This window comes from Streptomyces sp. NPDC006197 (assembly GCF_040613865.1).
In the GTDB taxonomy this organism is placed as follows: Bacteria; Actinomycetota; Actinomycetes; order Streptomycetales; family Streptomycetaceae; genus Streptomyces.
On the sequence record NZ_JBEXSZ010000001.1, the window covers coordinates 56797 to 74478 of the forward strand.

The 17682-nt window shown below is 71.7% G+C and carries 13 protein-coding genes and 1 pseudogene; 5 read left to right on the forward strand and 9 right to left on the reverse strand.

All coding sequences use genetic code 11. The features are described 5' to 3' along the window. Positions 1-6: 6 nt before the first annotated feature. The gene (locus ABZ318_RS00235) at positions 7-1326 is read left to right on the forward strand and encodes a glutamate-1-semialdehyde 2,1-aminomutase (RefSeq protein ID WP_356900221.1); all 1320 of its coding nucleotides are present in this window, start codon (positions 7-9) and stop codon (positions 1324-1326) included. Positions 1327-1333: 7 nt separating this feature from the next. Here ABZ318_RS00235 and ABZ318_RS00240 read toward each other — a convergent pair whose 3' ends face one another. Beyond that, entirely contained in the window at positions 1334-1993 is a 660-nt protein-coding gene (locus ABZ318_RS00240; protein WP_356900222.1) for a phosphatase PAP2 family protein, read from the reverse strand. A 654-nt stretch (positions 1994-2647) separates the two neighbouring features. Here ABZ318_RS00240 and ABZ318_RS00245 point away from each other — a divergent pair. Next, positions 2648-3925: a hypothetical protein gene (locus tag ABZ318_RS00245; protein ID WP_356900223.1), complete on the forward strand. Its 1278-nt coding sequence runs from the start codon at positions 2648-2650 to the stop codon at positions 3923-3925. A 1-nt stretch (position 3926) separates the two neighbouring features. On the opposite strand, the gene ABZ318_RS00250 is transcribed toward ABZ318_RS00245, so the two are convergent. The 5 genes from ABZ318_RS00250 to ABZ318_RS00270 form a co-directional block, all read right to left on the reverse strand. Beyond that, positions 3927-6065, reverse strand: a complete 2139-nt coding sequence (locus tag ABZ318_RS00250; RefSeq protein WP_356900224.1) for an ATP-binding protein — start codon at positions 6063-6065, stop codon at positions 3927-3929. Positions 6066-6544: 479 nt separating this feature from the next. Then, positions 6545-7585 carry a LacI family DNA-binding transcriptional regulator gene (locus ABZ318_RS00255; RefSeq protein WP_356900225.1) on the reverse strand — a complete coding sequence of 347 codons (1041 nt, stop codon included), beginning with the start codon at positions 7583-7585 and terminating at the stop codon, positions 6545-6547. Between the two features lie 110 nt (positions 7586-7695). Continuing rightward, entirely contained in the window at positions 7696-8529 is an 834-nt protein-coding gene (locus ABZ318_RS00260; protein ID WP_356900226.1) for an ATP-binding cassette domain-containing protein, read from the reverse strand. Next, complete coding sequence (locus ABZ318_RS00265) at positions 8526-9521, reverse strand: ABC transporter permease (protein WP_356900227.1); 996 nt, start codon at positions 9519-9521, stop codon at positions 8526-8528. The genes ABZ318_RS00260 and ABZ318_RS00265 overlap by 4 nt, the downstream gene beginning before the upstream one ends. 253 nt (positions 9522-9774) lie before the next feature. Next, entirely contained in the window at positions 9775-10788 is a 1014-nt protein-coding gene (locus ABZ318_RS00270; protein ID WP_356900228.1) for a sugar ABC transporter substrate-binding protein, read from the reverse strand. A 294-nt stretch (positions 10789-11082) separates the two neighbouring features. On the opposite strand from ABZ318_RS00270, the gene ABZ318_RS00275 reads away from it, so the two are divergent. The 3 genes from ABZ318_RS00275 (at position 11083) to ABZ318_RS00285 (ending at position 15227) form a co-directional block, all read left to right on the forward strand. Then, complete coding sequence (locus tag ABZ318_RS00275; RefSeq protein ID WP_356900229.1) at positions 11083-12054, forward strand: carbohydrate kinase; 972 nt, start codon at positions 11083-11085, stop codon at positions 12052-12054. Between the two features lie 213 nt (positions 12055-12267). Next, complete coding sequence (locus ABZ318_RS00280; RefSeq protein WP_356900230.1) at positions 12268-14826, forward strand: GH32 C-terminal domain-containing protein; 2559 nt, start codon at positions 12268-12270, stop codon at positions 14824-14826. Between the two features lie 104 nt (positions 14827-14930). Further along, entirely contained in the window at positions 14931-15227 is a 297-nt protein-coding gene (locus ABZ318_RS00285) for an antibiotic biosynthesis monooxygenase family protein (protein WP_356900231.1), read from the forward strand. 94 nt (positions 15228-15321) lie between these two features. On the opposite strand, the pseudogene ABZ318_RS00290 reads toward ABZ318_RS00285, so the two are convergent. The 3 genes and pseudogenes from ABZ318_RS00290 to ABZ318_RS00300 form a co-directional block, all read right to left on the reverse strand. Next, positions 15322-15845: pseudogene (locus ABZ318_RS00290) on the reverse strand (short-chain fatty acyl-CoA regulator family protein); the annotation flags it as partial. 174 nt (positions 15846-16019) lie between these two features. Continuing rightward, the gene (locus ABZ318_RS00295) at positions 16020-16796 is read right to left on the reverse strand and encodes an alpha/beta fold hydrolase (protein WP_356900232.1); all 777 of its coding nucleotides are present in this window, start codon (positions 16794-16796) and stop codon (positions 16020-16022) included. A 19-nt stretch (positions 16797-16815) separates the two neighbouring features. Next, positions 16816-17616, reverse strand: coding sequence for a winged helix-turn-helix domain-containing protein (locus tag ABZ318_RS00300; RefSeq protein ID WP_356900233.1), 801 nt, complete (start codon positions 17614-17616; stop codon positions 16816-16818). Positions 17617-17682: the final 66 nt, after the last annotated feature.

Here is a 17682-nt window from a genome sequence, read left to right on the forward strand (position 1 = left end):
GTCCGCGTGGACACCGAAGAGTTCGAGCTCCCCAGGTCGCGGTGGGCGAACGAGCGCCTGCACGCCATGATCCCCGGGGGCGCGCACACCTACGCCAAGGGCGACGACCAGTACCCCGAGAACCTGGCCCCGGTCATCAGCCACGGCCACGGCGCCCATGTGTGGGACGTCGACGGCAACCGCTACGTCGAGTACGGCTCCGGCCTGCGGTCGGTCAGCCTCGGCCACGCCCACCCGCGCGTGGTCGAGGCGGTGCGGCGGGAACTCGACCGGGGCAGCAACTTCGTCCGGCCGTCGATCCTGGAGGCCGAGGCGGCGGAGCGCTTCCTCGCCACCGTCCCGACCGCCGAGATGGTGAAGTTCGCGAAGAACGGCTCCGACGCCACCACCGCGGCGGTACGCCTCGCCCGTGCCGTCACCGGGCGCACGCGGGTGGCGCTCTGCGCCGACCATCCGTTCTTCTCGGTCGACGACTGGTTCATCGGCACCACGCCGATGTCGGCGGGGATCCCGGCCACCGACCTCACGGTGACCTTCCCCTACGGAGACCTGCCCGCCACGGAGGAGCTCCTCTCCCGCCACGAGGGCGAGATCGCCTGCCTGATCCTGGAGCCCGCCACCCACTCCGATCCTCCGCCCGGCTACCTCGCGGGCCTGCGCGCACTCGCGGACCGGCACGGCTGCGTCCTGGTCTTCGACGAGATGATCACCGGTTTCCGCTGGTCCGAGGCGGGCGCCCAGGGCCTGTACGGAGTCGTCCCCGACCTCTCCACGTTCGGCAAGGCGCTGGGCAACGGGTTCGCCGTCTCCGCGCTGGCGGGCCGCCGCGACCTGATGGAGCGGGGCGGCCTGCGCCACTCCGACGACCGGGTGTTCCTCCTCTCCACCACGCACGGCGCGGAGACCCACTCCCTGGCAGCCGCGATGGCCGTACAGACCACCTACACGGAAGAGGGCATCACCGCCCGGCTGCACGCCCTGGGCGAGCGCTTGGCCGCCGGCGTCCGCGAAGCGGCGACCGCCATGGGCGTCGGTGACCACGTGGTCGTACGGGGCCGGGCCAGCAACCTGGTCTTCGCCACCCTCGACGAGAACGGGCAGCCGTCGCAGGAGTACCGCACCCTGTTCCTGCGCCGACTCCTCGCGGGCGGGGTCCTGGCCCCGTCGTTCGTGGTGAGCAGCGCGCTCGACGACACCGACATCGACCACACCGTCGACGTGGTGGCCCAGGCCTGCGCGGTCTACCGAAAGGCACTGGACACCGGGGACCCCACACCGTGGCTGGCGGGCCGGCCGGTGAAGCCGGTCTTCCGCCGCCAGGCGTGACGCGACCTCACCGACCGGAGCCGACGACCCGATCGACGACCCACGCCGTCGCCGGTACCACCGCCAGAGCGGTGCACCAGCCGCCGAGGGCGTCGGTCGGGTAGTGCGCGCCCAGGACGACCTGCGCCCAGCCCATGGCGGCGCCGGCGACGAGCGCCGCGGTGAACACGACCACCGTGCCGGCCGTCCTGCCGAGGCCGAGCCGCCCGGTCACGAGCAGCGCCACCACAAGGGCGAAGGCGGTGAGAAAGGCGGTGTGCCCGCTCGGGAAAGACAGGTTGTCACCGTGAATGGTGCGCCCCACCAGGGCCTTGAGCAGCCTGGCCACCCCGACGGCCACACCGACCCCGACACCGAGGAGCACGGCCGCCCGGGGCCACCGCAGCAGCAGGCACCCGGTCACGGCGGCCACGACCAGCGCGGCGGCCCCCACGGGCTCCCCCAGGAAGTCCGTGACCTCAGCGCCGTACCGCCACGGCCCCGCCGCACCGCCCACCGCCGCCTGGACCCGCACGTCCACCACACCGGGCCGGCCGTCGTCGGCGTACAGAACCCCGAGCACGGCGACCACCACCGCGGCAAGACCCGCGATCCCCCCGAGTCCCACCCGTACCGCCGAAGGCAACACCACAGCGGTCGAAGTCCCCTTCACCCACCCACGCCGCATTCTCCCCCGCCCTCCGAGGCCGACACCGGTTCCCGACCGGGTATTTGCCACCCTATTCATCGATCCCGACCCGAAGGCCAGGGTGCCGGGAGCCGCTCCTCCGGCATCACGGCAACGCCTCGGGCACGGATAGGGTGTTCGCGCGACGACACCGTGCTCGTTCAGGAGGTTACGAGTGGGGCCAGAACCCCCGGCGATCCGCGTACCGGTCGGGGAAGGGTCCGGTCAGTGGACGAGTCGAACCGTCCCGCGGCGAGTCCTGCTGGTGGTGCACAACGTCACGTCCGCCGGCCGCCTGATGGATCTCCTGCCCCTGTTCCACGACGACTTCCGCGTCCAGGTACTCGTCACGTCGACGGGCTCCTCCGCGTTCCAGGGCGGCATCCGTGAGCTCTTCCACGACCTGCAGCTACCCGAACTGCCATGGAAGCAGGCGCTCTCGACTCCCGTGGACCTGGCGATCTCAGCGAGCTTCGGCGGTGAACTCGACCTGATCCAGGGCAATTTGACGGTCATCTCACATGGGGTCGGATACACTAAAAAACTAGACAAGCCGGGAGCCGGGAGCCGGGAGCCGGGAGCCGGGAGCCGGGAGCCGGGAGCCGGGAGCCGGGAGCCGGGACGCCGACGTTCGGGCTGTCGCCGGAGTGGCTGTTGTCCGGTGGGCGTCCCTTCGTCGATGGGCTCGTTCTCTCCCACCCCGAGCAACTGGAACGTCTGGCCCGGGTCTGCGCGCAGGCGGTCCCCTCGGCCGTCCTCGCCGGGGACCCCTGCTTCGACCGGATGCTCGCCGCGCGTCCGTACCGGGACAGGTTCCGGCGTGCGCTGGGGGTCCGTCGCGGTCAGCGACTCGTCGTCCTGAACTCGACGTGGAACCCCGAGGGTTTCTTCGGCAGCGGTGGCGGACAGGACGTCCTCCCCGGGCTTCTGCCCCGGCTCGCCGCCGAGCTGCCGGCCGACGACTACCGTCTGGCCGCTGTTCTCCACCCGAACATCTGGTACGGCCACGGGCCCGGCCAGATCAGGGCGTGGCTGGACCGGGCCCGACGCAGCGGGCTGACGCTCATCGACCCCGTCCACGCGTGGCGACAGGCCCTCCTCGCCGCCGATCTCGTCCTCGGGGACTTCGGCGCCGTGTCCTACTACGCCGCAGCCCTGGGCACCCCCGTACTGCTGGCCGCCGACGGGACGGGCGTACTCGATGCCGAGACGCCGCTCGCGGAGTTCGTCCGTCGTGCGCCCCGGCTCGATCACCGTGCTCCGCTGCTTCCCCAGGTGGAACGGCTGCTCGGGGCGCACCGTCCGGATCCCTCCCCCGCCGGGTTCGTCACCTCGGATCCGGGGCGGTCGGCCGAGCTGCTGCGCCGGCACTTCTACGCGTCGATGGACCTTCCCGAGCCGCCCGGGCCCGCGTCCCTGGAGCCGCTCCCGCTCCCTCCGTACCGTCCGGGGAAGGTGACGGCCCCGCTGCACGTGCGGACCCGTGCGGAGGGGACGGACATCGCCGTCGAACGGTCCACCGGACATCCCGCCGGGGCGGCCGGCGACGCGCACCTCGCCGTGCACGAGGAGACGCGGCACCCCAGCGACCTCGACACGGCCGACGTGATCACGCGCGACGGGCAGGCGGACGACCCCCGGCTGGGCGGTCCCGGCGCGTGGACCGACGAGGTGCTGCGCCTCCACCCCCACTGCTCGACGGCCGTGTACGTCACAGGGCCGCACACCTGCGTCGTACGCAGCCGAGGGCGGCACGGCACGTTCCGCCTGTCCGCCGACGACGACGCCGGGGCGGACGCGGATCCGGCCGCGTACGCCTCCGCCTTCCACGTCTGGCTGGCGTACGGCGGCGCGGTCCCCGCGCAGGGGGTGGTGCTCCGGATGCACACCGCCGGCGGCGTGCATCCGTTCCGCGCGGAGGCGATCGGCTGAGCTACCGGGCCGCGCCCGCCTCGCACCGCCGCCGCAGTCCGGCGAGGTAGGCGCGATGCGGGACGGCAGAGGAAGGCAGCAGCACCTCGGCCTCGGCGATCCTGGCCAGCGCCGCCGCGTCGTCGCCGGCGTCGTGCAGGGTCTCCGCCAGGTCCGTGAGGGCGCGGGCCCGGTTGTACGCCTCCGGGGGCGCTCCGGTACGTCCCGCGAAGAAGTCCACGGCGCGCTCCAGGCGCCGGCGGGACTCGTCCAGCCTGCCCAGGCCGCGCAGGGCCCTGCCCTGATGGCGCTCGATCAGCGCGAGGGCCCTCGGGAGGTCGGCCGCGCCTTCCTCGCCGGGCCCGATCCTCCGGTAGACGGACTCGGCCTCGGTGAACCGCTCGTACGCCTCCTCGAACGACCAGCGGTTCAGGCTCAACAGGCCCAGCAGCTCCACGGCGGACGCCTCGCCCCGCCGGTGGCCGGCCGCCCGCTCGTAGGTGACGGCCGCCCGGGCCGCCCGGCCGGCCTGCTCCCACCGTCCCGTCTCCCCCAGGCAGTGCGCCAGCTGGAAGTGGAGGGCCGCCGTCATCCGCTCGTCCGCGCGGCTCTCCTCCGCATACCTCGCCGCGTCCCGGAGCGCCGGAAGGATCTCGTCCCAGTACCCCGCCTTCAGCTGCAGCGGCCACAGGGAACGGGCCAACCAGAGGGCGGTGTCCACGTGCTGGTGTTCCTCGGCCACGGCGACCGCCCGGGCCACGTTCGCCACCTCGGCCGTCAGGACCGCGATGCCGTCCGGCACGGCACCGGTTCCGGCCCGGTGCTCCGGCGGCGGCTCGGTCCTCCAGCTTTCCGGCAGGGCCGCGCGGGACGCGGACAGCACCCGTGCGAGCAGCGTTCCGAGGACCCGGTCCACGGCGTCCGCGCACTTCCCGATCCCGTACTCGGCGGCGGCGGTCTCGGCCAGCTGCCTCCGGATCTCGGGCCGGAAGCGGTACCGCCGGTCGGTGAGGGGTTCGAGCAGTCCGGCGTCCGCCGCCTCGTCGAGCAGGCGGGCGGCTGTCACCTCGTGCATGTCGGCGGCGGCCGCCGCGATCGTGGCACTGATGGACGGCCAGGCGCCGAGCGCGGTGAGCCGGCACAGGCGCACCGCCTCCGCACCCAGCCCGAGCGACGCGAGGTGCGCGGCCGCACGGACCGGATGGTCCGGCCCCGCCCCGGTCCGGGACACGGCTGCGGACGGCGGCTCGTCCCGGGTCAGCAGCCGCGCCTCCGTGTGGAGGGCGAGCGCGTTGCCGCGGCAGCGTTCGAGGACCCCCGGCAGCTGGGCCTTGACCCGGGCGGCGTGCTCCGGCCCGGCGACCTTCCGGACGAGCTGCTTCGCGTGCCGGTCGGTCAGCGGCGGTACGGCGACGCGCTCGGCTTCCAGCAGGAGCGGCGGCCCGGAGACGACCACCACCAGCAGGACGTCGGGCGTCGACGGCACGAGGCCGCGGACCTGCGCGAGCGAGGTCGTGTGGTCGATCACCACGAGCGCTCTCCGACCCGCGGTGAGCTGCCGGTAGAGCCGCTCACGGCCCGACTCGGTGGCCGGTGTCCGGTCGGGGTCCACGTCCATCTCGCGCAGCAGCCGCAGCAGGACGCCCGCCGGCTCCGGCCCGGTCTCCCCGGACGCGTCGCGCAGATCGACGTAGTACTGCCCGTCGGGGAACCGGTCGCGCCCCTCCGCCCCCAGTCGAAGGGCCACCGAGGTGGAGCCACTGCCCGCGGGGCCCGACAGCAGGACGACCCGGGGCCGGCCCTCCCAAGGGCGGTCGGCCTCCCGCAACAGCTGCTTGAGGACCTTCTCCTGGTTCGTGAACGCCCACGGCGCCGGGGGCATCGCGCCCCGAGACGGTTCCACGGCCCCGTCCGTGACGCTCTCCAGCATCAGCGCCCACTCTCCGGCCCGCTGCGGGTCACGGCCCAACCGCGCATGCACCCGCTCCGCCAGCACCCGACGGTCCTCCGCGCCGGCGGGCAACGGAGCCTCCCGCCCCAGGGTCCGTCTCACCAGAGCCCCCGTCGACAGGGCCAGGTTCTTGCCGATCTCCCCGGCGGCCCCGTTCCCCACCCCCAGCAGGAACGTGGTCAGCGCACTGAGCGCCACGACCTCCAACACGTCGGCCCCTCCCCCTGGTCGCCGGCCCTGTCACCGCCGGACTGTATCGCCGCGCCTCCGGATCGCGGAAACGCCCACGCCTCAGTAACTCCCCTGCCTGGCGCGATACATGTGAAGCCCAGGTGTCGGAAGGCGAGCGGTACGCCATCGAGCGGGGCGACTCTGTCACCTCGCGGCACCGCTGGGACGCCGTACGGCATGGAAGCGAACAAGACCGATCGCCCCTCCCAGGAGCCCGCCGCATTCCGGCCGAGGCGTATGCGGCCCCCGAGCAGACCGGCCTTCCCGGGCAGGACTTCATCGATGCATGCGCGTACGTGGAGTCGCTCGACGCCGACCTCCCGGTGATCACCCCGGCCGCGGTGCTCGCCGAGGTGATCCACCCCAGGACCAACGACGCCGCACTGAAGTGGACGCTGCCCCGGCTGCGGGGTCGGGGCCCGTCACCCGGACCCCCGCCCGGTCCACCGCGCACCGCGTCACCTGGCCGGTGCCTGCTCGGCGGGGTGCGGAAGCAGTTCGCTGGAGCCGCGAACCACCAGACGGGTGGGGACCATGACGGTCCGGGCGCGGGTGCGGTCGCCGTCCAGGCGGGCGAGGGCGGTCCTGGCCGCCGCCTCGCCGACGGCCGCCGGGTCCTGGGCCACGACGGTCAGGGCCGGTTCGAGGACATCGGCGAGCGGGAGGTCGTCGAAGGTGACCAGGGCGACGTCCTTGCGCCCCGCGCGGGTGAGCTGGGCGATGACCCCGAGGGCTGTGATGTTGTTCGCCGCGAACAGGGCGGTGGGGGGATGGGGCAGGTCAAGGAGGGCGGTGGTCTCGGCGGCGGCCGTCTCCTGGCTGTGGGCGCCGGTCACCAGGGTCCGGTCGTAGGGCAGACCGGCCTCGTCGAGCGCCGAGCGGTAGCCGGCGAGCCGCTCGCGCCGGGTGTAGAGCTTGGCGGGAAGGTCTCCGATGAAACCGATCCGGCGGTGGCCGCGGGCGATGAGGTGGGAGACGCCCTCGTGGACGCCGGTCCGGTTGGAGCTGACCACGCAGTCTGCGGACAGTCCGACTCCCGGCCGGTCGAGGAACACCACCGGCAGACCGGCCGCGCGCGGTGCCTTGAGATGGCTGTGATCGGCTCCGAAGGCGGGGACGACCATCAGCATGCTGACGCGCCGGGCGAGGAAGGTCTGGATCAACGCCCTTTCCCGGTCCGGGTCTTCGGCCGACGAGCCCATGAGGAGGGTGAGGCCGCGGCTGCGCACGACGTCCTCGATGCCACCGGCGACGGTGCCGAAGAAGGGGTTGCCGAGGTCGGGCACGACCAGGCCGACGGTGGTGTCGGGCCCTCCGACACGGATGTTGCGGGCCATCAGGTTCGGCTGGAAGCCGAGCTTCGCGACCGCGGCGAGCACGCGCTCGCGGGTCTCCGGGGAGCTCGGCCCGTCCTCGTTGAGCACCCGGGACACCGTCTTGGCGCTGACGCCCACTTCCCTGGCGACATCGGCCAGTGTGGGGCGGCGGTTCGCGGCCATGTACCACCGTTCCTGTGCGTTCGTCGGGACCGGCCCCTGCCCGGGGCCGGTCCCGCTGTCCTGCCTGTGCGGCGTCCCTGTGGTCCGCGCGGCGTCGCCCCTGTGGCGACTCAGTGGGCGGACACGCCTGCCGCCTCGGCGGCATCCGCGTCGGCAACGACGGTACCTCCATCGTCGCTCACCCTGAGCGCCCCCGTCATGATGGCGACGACCTCCGCCATGGAATGGTCGGACGGCTTGATCAGCGCCTCGCGACGGCCGAGCCGGTGGATGTGGATGCGGTCGGCGATCTCGAAGACGTGCGGCATGTTGTGGCTGATCAGGACCACGGGCATGCCCTTGTCGCGGACTCGGCGGATCAGGTCGAGGACCTGCCCCGACTCCTTGACGCCCAGCGCGGCGGTGGGCTCGTCCATCACGACGACGCTCTTGGCCCAGGCGACGGACCGCGCGACCGCCACGGCCTGGCGCTGACCGCCGGAGAGCGTCTCCACCGGCTGCGTCAGTGACCGCAGTCCGATCTTGAGGTCGGCCATGTGGGCCGCTGCCTCCTGGCGCATGCGCTTCTTGTCGAGCATGCGCAGCGCGCTGCCGAGAAAGCCCGGTCGGCGCAGTTCCCGTCCGAGGAACATGTTGGAGGCGATGTCCATGGACGCGGCGACGGCCAGGTCCTGGTAGACGGTCTCGATGCCGTGCTGCCGGGCGCTCTGCGGCCCGGTGAACCGGATGGGCTCGCCGTTCAGCCGGATCTCGCCCTCGTCGGGGGCGAGCGCACCGGTGAGGGCTTTGATCAGGCTCGTCTTTCCGGCGCCGTTGTCGCCGATGACGGCGAGGACCTCACCGGGCAGCAGATCGAAGTCGGCGCCGTCGATGGCGGTGACATGGCCGTACCGCTTGACCAGGCCGCGGGCCTGGAGCACGGGCGTGACGTCGGCGGTGCTCATCGTGCCTTCTTCCGGGAGATCTGGTCGACGGTGACGGCCAGGATCACCAGCACGCCGGTGATCAGGGTCTGGTAGATGGAGGCGACGCCCATCAGCTGGAGGCCGTTGCGGAACACACCGACGATGAGGACGCCGATGAAGGTGCCGAGGACGGAGCCGCGCCCGCCGAAGAGGCTGGTGCCGCCGAGGACGACGGCGGTGATGCTGTCCAGGTTGTCGGTCTGGCCGGCCTGCGGGTCGCCGACGCCCGTGCGGGAGATCAGGAGCAGTGCGGCGATTCCGTAGACGGCTCCGGCCAGGGTGTAGAGGCCGATCGTCAGCCGGGAGGTGCGGATGCCGTTGAGGCGGGCGGCCTCGGGGCTGTTGCCGAGCGCGTACACGTGCCGGCCCCAGGACGTGCCGCTCAGCGCGTAGGCGAAGAGCAGGAACAGGGCGATCGTCACGAGCGAGCCGTAGGTGATGTCGGTGTTGCCGAGCGGGAACGTCTCGCCGAGGGCGGTCAACGGCGTCGGGAGGTCGGTGATCGTCTGCTCGGCCGAGTAGATGTGGGTCAGGGCGAACGCCACGTTCAGCATGCCGAGGGTGACGATGAACGGCGGGAGCGGGATCAGCTGCACCAGCAGGCCGTTCGCCAGGCCGAAGCCCGCGCTGACGAGCAGACCGAGAGCGATCGCGGCGAGCGGCGGCAGGCCGCCCTCGGCAGCCGTCTTGGCGATGACGATGCTGCCGAACGCCATGACGGCGCCGCAGGAGAGGTCGATGCCGGCGGTGAGGATGATCAGGGTCTGACCGATGGCCAGCGTGCCCACGACCATGACCTGCTGGACGATCAGCGAGAAGTTGCCGCCGGAGAGGAACTGCTCGGTCGTCAGGGAGAAGAAGACACAGGCCAGCAGCAGGGCGACGAGGGGGCCCGTGGTCGGTGTGGCGAGCAGCCGGCGGACCGTGGTCGGCCCTTTCAGCTGGTCGTAGGGCAGGGGTGTGGCAGTCATGGTGGTCCTTGCCGGTGGTCGATGGTCGGCGGAGCGGGGTTCGTCAGGCGTGACGTGCCGGAGGGCCGCCCGCCGCGGGAGGCGTTCGCCGGGGGATGCCGCAGGGGTGATCCCCGGAGGGGCGCGCGTTCCGGCCTCGGGGACAGGGAGGTCGGGTGCGGACTGCTCGGCCGTGCGAGGGTCGGCCGTGCGAAGGTCGGCCGTGCGAAGGTCGGCCGGGAGCGGACTTCCGCAGCGCGCCCTGAGGCGGGACTCAGCCCCAGCACTTCTCCAGGCCGTACGCGGTGTCCTTGGCGTCGACACCCGGCTCGGCCGCGTCGGTGATGAGCGTGACGCCGGTGTCCGTGTAGCCGGAGGCCTTCTTGCCGCCCTTGGCGAAGTCGGCGACCGCCTTGACGCCCCGGGACGCCATCTCGAGCGGGTACTGCTGCGAGGTCGCCGCGATCTTGCCCTCCTTGACGGCCTTCGTGCCGGTGCAGCCGCCGTCGACGGAGACGACCAGCACCTTCTTCTCCAGGCCCTTCGCCTTGAGCGCGGTGTGGGCGCCCAGTGCGGCCGGCTCGTTGATCGTGTAGACGACGTTGATGTCCGGGTGCTTCTGGAGGCAGTTCTCCATCGCCATCTGGCCCTTGGCCTGGTCGCCGCCGGTGTCCTGCATGCACACGACCGACGGGTCGCCCTCCGCGACGCCGAAGCCCTTGAGGAAGCCCTGGTGGCGCTGCACACCCACCGCGACGCCGGGCGCGAGGTCCAGGGTGGCGATCTTCGCCTCCTTGCCGGCCATGGCGGCCTTGGCGTACCGGCCGATGAGCTCGCCCGCCTTGACGTTGTCGGTGGCGAACAGGGCGTCGGTGGCGTCCTGCGGCTCGGTCGGGCTGTCGAGCGCGATGACCAGGACGCCCTTGGCGCGTGCCTTCTCGAGGGCGGGGACGATCGCCTTGGAGTCGTTGGGCGTGATGAGGATGCCCTTCACACCGGAGTTGACCATGTTCTCGATGGCGGTGACCTGTCCCGCGTTGTCTCCGTCGAACTTCCCGGCCGCGCTGACGAGTTCGACGCCGCTGTCCTTCGCGGCCCGCTCGGCGCCCTCCTTCATCTTCACGAAGAACGGGTTCGTGTCCGTCTTGGTGATCAGCCCGACCTTGGTTCCACCGCCGCCGGACCCTCCCTGCGCACCGGAGCCGCAGGCCGTCAGGGTCAGCGCCGAGACGGCGGCGAGAGCGGTGAATCCGGTGGAGACGCGGAGGGTGCGGTTTCTGCGAAGCATGACTGATCTCCTGCTGGACGGGGGCGGAACGGCCGCGCGGGTCGAAGGGCCGCGGCGCGAAGGGACTGCTGCTGTCGAGCGCACGAGCGGTGTCATCGTTGACCGATGTCATCGTTGACACCGCTTGCGGAGGATGATGAACTCCGTCACCCGGAAACGTCAATGCCTTGGCGCCGTCACAAATCGGCAACGCCGCCCGCACCGCCTCACACGGAGAGCAGCGCTCTCCACGAGGTTCCTCAAGGCCCCTTGCAAACGCAGCCTCCTCGCGCTGCCCACCTGGAGAGATGAGCCATGCGCCTGCCTCTGGTCACCGTCCTCGGAGAATGCGTCGCGGACGCCTTCACCGTCCCCGCGCCCACGCCGGGCGAGCTCGCCCTGCGGGTCCTGCCGGGCGGCGGTCCGGCGAACACAGCCGTGGCGCTCGCCCGCCTGGGCACGCCCGCCCGCTTCCTGGCACGGCTGTCCGACGATGCCTTCGGCCGTCTTTTCCGCGGTCACCTGGAGGCCTCGGGCGTCGACCTCACGGCCGCCGTACACGCACCCGAGCCCAGCACGCTGGCCGTCGCCGAACTCGACGCCCAGGGCCGGGCGGCGTACTCCTTCCACGCTCAGGGCACCGCGGACTGGCAGTGGACGGCGGACGAACTCGCCGCGACGGACCTCGCCTCCACGGCCTGCCTGCACTCGGGCTCCCTGGCCCTGGTGTGCGAGCCCGGCGGCACGGTCGTGGAGGAGTTCCTCGCCCGCGCCTCCGCCACGGCCACGATCTCCATCGACCCGAACGTCCGGCCGCTGCTCGTGGCGCCGGAGGTCTACCGCGAACGCCTGCCGCGCTGGTGCGCGCTCACGGACGTCCTCCGGCTGAGCGAGGACGACCTGGAGCTGCTGCTGCCCGAGTACACGATCGAGCGGGCCTGCGACGCCTGGCACGCGGCGGGCGTCCCGCTCGTCGTGATCACCCGCGGGGAGCGCGGCGCGGTCGCCTCGCTGGACGGCGAGCGGGTCGTCGTGCCGGCGCCCCTGACCGACGTGGTCGACACCGTCGGCGCCGGCGACTCCTTCACCGCCGGACTCCTGCACCATCTCGGCGCCAAGGGACTCCTCGGCGGGCGTCTGACGGACCTGCGGGTCGACGACGTCTTCGACGCCTGCGCCTTCGCCTCCCGGGTGGCGGCGCTGACCTGCGGCGTCGTCGGGCCGAACCCGCCGTGGGCCGGCCAGTTGCGGCTGCCTGCACCTGCGGCCGGGCGCCTCGCCGGCTGACCGGGCGGACCGAACGAACCCGGCCCAGGGCATTGACGTGCCGCCCGGAGCCCGCACATCATCACTCCCCAGCGGATGTCATCGCTGTCACATGTCATCGATGACATCCCGTTTCCGGGTCGCCCCCACCGCCCGGCACTGCGAATCCCCCCGGCGTCTTACCACCGCAGCGGACGCGGGTACGACGCCGCCGCCCACAGTGCAGGAGAAACCATGAGCCGAGCCCCCGCACGCCGTCGTGTCCCGCTGCGCCTCGTCACCGCCGCGGCCGCGACCTGCGCGCTGACCGTCACCGCCGTCGCCCCGCAGGCGGCGGCGGAGGTCAGCCGGCCGTACACGGAGACGTACCGCCCCCAGTTCCACTTCAGCCCCGCGGAGAACTGGATGAACGACCCCAACGGACTGGTCTGGTTCAAGGGCGAGTACCACCTCTTCTACCAGTACAACCCGAGCGGCGACACCTGGGGGAACATGTCCTGGGGCCACGCCGTCAGCAAGGACCTGGTGCACTGGCGGGAACTCCCCCTCGCCATCCCGCACGACGACGAGGAGATGGTCTTCTCCGGCAGCGCCGTCGTCGACCACGACAACACCACGGGGTTCGGGACCAAGGAGAACCCCGCGATGGTGGCCGTCTACACCAGCCACTTCAAGGACGGCGGCAAGCAGGCCCAGTCCCTGGCGTACAGCACCGACCGCGGCCGCACCTGGACCAAGTACGCCGGGAACCCCGTGCTCGACATCGGGTCGAAGGAGTTCCGCGATCCCAAGGTCCAGTGGTACGCCCCCACCAAGAGTTGGCTGATGACGGTGTCGCTGTCCGCCGAGCACAAAGTCCGGTTCTACTCCTCCAAGGACCTCAAGAGCTGGACGCATCTGAGCGACTTCGGCCCGCAGAACGCGGTGGGTGGCGTCTGGGAGTGCCCGGACCTGTTTCCGCTGCCCGTCGACGGCGACCCCAAGCGCATCAAGTGGGTGCTCGTCGTCAACATCAACCCCGGTGGCATCGCCGGGGGTTCGGCCGCCCAGTACTTCGTGGGCGACTTCGACGGCAAGCGGTTCACCGCCGACGACGACGGCTCCTACACGCCTCCGCCCGGAGTGGTGGTGCAGGACTTCGAAGGGGCCGACTACGGCACCTGGCAGACGGCCGGCACCGCCTTCGGCGACGGACCGGTCCCCGCGCCCGCGCCCGGCACGTCGGGCACGAGCGGTTACGAGGGCCGGGGACTCGTCGACAGTTTCCACAGCGGTGACGCCGAGACCGGCACCCTCACCTCACCACCCTTCACCGTCAACAGCCCGTACCTCAACTTCAAGGTGGCCGGTGGCCGTCACCCGCACGTCCCCGGCTCCGTGATGGGCGACTCCCCCGCGCCCGCGGGAGAGGTGCTCGCCGACTTCGAGCAGGACGGCTACGGCTCCTGGACCACCACGGGCACCGCCTTCGGCAACGGCCCCGCACGCGGCACGCTCCCCGGGCAGAACCCGGTGGCCGGCCATGACGGCGACGGCCTGGTCAACAGCTTCCTCGACGGCGACGCGACCACGGGCACCCTCACCTCGCCCGGGTTCACCCTCACCGCGAAGCACATCAACTTCCTCATCGGCGGCGGAAACCACCCCTCCGGATCCGACACGCCCACCGCCGTCCGGCTCGTCGTCGACGGCAAGACCGTGCGCAGCGCCACCGGCACCGACTCGGAAGAGCTCAACTGGACCTCCTGGGACGTCGGCGACCTCGCCGGCCGGACCGCGCACATCGAGGTCGTCGACCGGAACACCGGCGGCTGGGGTCACATCCTGCTCGACCAGGTGATGCAGTCCGACACCCCGGCGCGCCCCCGTTCGACCGAGACGGCGGTCAATCTCCTCATCGACGGCAAGGTCGTCCAGAGCGAGACCGGCGGGAACGGCGGCAGCCTGGACTGGGCGTCCTTCGACCTCCGCGCCCACCAGGGCAAGCAGGCCGTCATCCAGATCGTCGACATGAACAAGGCCGGCTGGGGCCACGTCCTGGCCGATCACTTCGTCGCCGCCGACCGGCCGGCGGTCCCGAGCGTCCGGCGGGCCTCGTGGGTCGACCACGGCAAGGACTACTACGCGGCCGTCTCCTGGGAGGACGCCCCGGACGGCAAGCGCCGCATGATCGGCTGGATGAACAACTGGCAGTACGGCAACGACATTCCGACCTCTCCCTGGCGCAGCGCGCAGAGCATTCCGCGCGAGATGGCGCTGCGCACCGTGAACGGCCGGCTCCGGCTCACTCAACAGCCGGTGTCCACGGTGGAGTCGCTGTACGCCGGACCCGCTGTCGACGTGCGCGACACGAAGATCGCGGAAGGCTCCGTGCCACTGGCAGGGGGCCGCGCCGACGGCAAGGCGCTCGACGTCCGGGCGACGTTCTCCCCGGGCGACGCCGAGCGGTTCGGGTTCACGGTCCGCACGGGCGAGGGGCAGGAGACGGTCATCGGCTACGACACCGAGACCCAGGAGCTGTACGTCGACCGGACCCGGTCGGGTGCGGTCGACTTCCACGGCGACTTCCCCGGCGTCCAACGCGCGCCGCTGACGGCCCGGAACGGCAAGATCGAGCTCCGCGTCCTGGTCGACTGGTCCTCGGTCGAGGTGTTCGGCGGCGACGGAGAGGCCGTGATCACGGACCAGATCTTCCCGAGCCCGGACAGCGACGGCATCCGGCTCTTCGCCGAAGGCGGCTCCGCCCGCCTGGACGGCGCCAAGGTCCGTCAGGTGCGGTCGTACCGCGACTGAACCACCTGCCCGGATCCGTTGACGGTGTGGAGGCGTACCGCTCCGGCATCGCCTCCACACCGTTCCACCCTGCCGGTGCCGCCGGCGGGAGACAGGAGACAGACATGAGGAAAACGCTGCTGGCCGAGTTCACCGTGCTCCCCGGAAACGAGGAACGCGTCGCCGAACTGGTCGAGGACTACGCCGTCCGTGTCCGTGAAGAGCCGGGGAACCTGGCGTTCGAGGTGTACACCAAGGAAGCCGCTCCCCGGTCCTACTGGATCTTCGAGGTCTACACGGACGAAGCCGCCTTCCGGACCCACTTGGCGGCCCCCTACGGCCCACCGTTCAACGCCGCGCTCCAGCCGCTGATCGAGGAGAGGGAGTCCGCGCTCACCTTCCTGAGCCCGCTCGCCCGATGACCCGACGGCCCACCTCGCGTGCGCCCTCCGCGTTCCCCTCCGACGGCTTCCGCAACTCCTCCACACGACGCTACGGGCACTACGTGCGACCTCTGATGGCGAAGGTCTTGCCGGGTTCACCCCAGCCTCCGCGGTGCCGGGTGACGGTGCGGGCGGTCCACGGGTAGCGCTTGCCCGTCGGGCATGGCGGCCACCTGGACGTGGATCCGGCCGGGCGCGGCGAACGCCTCGTACACGTTCCGGAGGGGGACAGGTGCCACCCGCGCGGGAGAAGCGGAAGCCGGTGGCGGACTGCCGCTTGGACATATTGCCGGCCCGGTCCACCCGGACGAAGGAGAACGGGACCCCGCGCAGGCGGGGGCGCTGGAGGGTGCTGAGGCGGTGGCAGACCGTCTCGTAGCCGACGCCGAAGCGGTCGGCGAGGCGCTCGATGTCGTAGCGGGTCTCCTCCGCGGCGGCGTGGAAGGCCCGGTACGGCAGGACCAGGGCGGCGGCGAAGTGGTGGGCGACGCCGATGCGCGCCGGCGACCAGGTCGTCGAGCTCTCCTCGTAGTCCTCCGACGCGTACGCGCGCAGCAGGTCGTCGTGCTCCAGGAGGGCGAGCTGGATGGCCATGCGGCAGTGGGAGATGTTGGAGGTCATGGGAGTGGTCCAGAAGCGGCCGGAGTAGCTGCCCGGGGCCGCGAGTCCCGCCCGGGGACGGCCGGCGTTCCCCGGCCGTCCCCTCCCCTCTCCGCCACCGCTCAGCGCAACGACGTGATTCCTTCCGGCGGATCCGGACCGAGCGCGGCGTCACTCACCTCGAACGGGCCGGGAGCCGGGCGAACCGACGGATGTGGCGGTGGCGAGTCGCACCACACTCTCCGCGTGCTCCGCCAGATAGAAGTGTCCGCCGGTGAAGACGTGGAGCGAGAACGGCCCCGTCGTGACGGACGACCACTCCTCCATGCGGGGAGAGGCGGTCTGCGCGTCCTCTTCACCCATCAGGGCCACCACTTCCACGTCGAGCCGCGCGGCATCGGGGTCCCGTCGGTAACTGTCGATCAGGTAGTAGTCGTTGCGGGCGATGTCGAGGACCATCCGCCGGAGATCGGGGTCTTCCAGCACGTCCGACCGGGTGCCACCGAGTGCCCCCATGGAGGCGAGCAACTCGCCATCGGTTCGGTGGCGGGGAGCGGTGACCACTTCCGCGCCGTCGGGCTGCCGTCCGGAGACGCAGAGGCGGGTGACGGTGGACGAACCGGCGGCCGTCAGCAGACGAAGAGTCTCGTACGCCACCGCGGCACCCATGCTGTGGCCGAAGAAGACGGTCTCCCGTCCGGCCCTGTCCGCGGCGACGGCCTCCGCCACGGCTGTCGCCAGCTCCGTCATGGAAGGCACCAGAGGCTCCGCCATCCGTCCTTCCCTGCCCGGATACTGGACCACGCCCAGTTCCACGTCGTCGTCGAGGTGGGGCACCCACGAACGGAAGAAGCTCGCGCTTCCACCGGCGTGCGGAAAGGCTATGAGGCGGCGTGCCGCCGGCGTACGGGCCCGATGGGTCGCGAGCCAGGGGGTCTTCGTGGTCATGGTGGGTCCAAACCCTTCGTCATCCGAGGACTGCTTCGCCCAACTGCGTGAGGCTGTGCACGACGTAGCCCTTCTGGCGGGCCGTGGACACGAGTCCCGACCGGCGCAGCACACCGACGTGCTTGCTCGCGGAGGGGTTCGAGATGTGAAGACAGCGGGAGATCTCGCTGGTGGTCTTGGGGTTGCGTACGCACGCGAGGACGTTGGCCCGGGTGTGGCCGAGGAGTTCGCGGAGCGAGGCGTCCCTGTCCTCCTCCTCTTCCCTCCAGATGTCCATGGCGGTATCGGCGTCGAGGAAGATGTTGTAGACCAGGGCGGGTACCCCCTGGGGCATCCTGTCGGCCTCCAGGACGAAGGGGTGCTCCGCGAAGAGGGAGGGCGTGATCAGCAGCCCCTCGCCGGCGAGCTCGATCTCCTCCGGACCGGTGGCGGTGTCCACCCGGAGGTAGGGCGCCTGCCATCCGATGTCGGGGTGGAGCTGGTTGAGCACACCCTCGACCCCTTCGGACAGAACCGAACGGAGCCTCGCGTTGTTCTCCTGCTCCAGATGGCCGCGGATGCGCTGCCAGAAGGGCTCCACCGCCGCGTTCTGGAACAGGCGTCCCTCCGCGGAGGGCGGCGGCCCGGACAGGCCCTGAAGCGCGGGAGTCGGGACACGGTGACGGAGTCGCCGTCTCACCTTGCGCCGCCACTCGGAGAATCCGTCCTGTCGGGTGCCCGCGTACCTGGCCTCGGCCAGGTGGGCCTCGAACGCGGCGCCCAGCGTGTGCGTGAAACGGACACGGGACAGATCTTCGACGGAAAGGCGTAAGGCAACCAACGAAGGGCCTCCTCGCGATCGGGGCGGTTGCCCGCCGGTCGTCGAGCCGAGGCCCTGGTCGGTGAT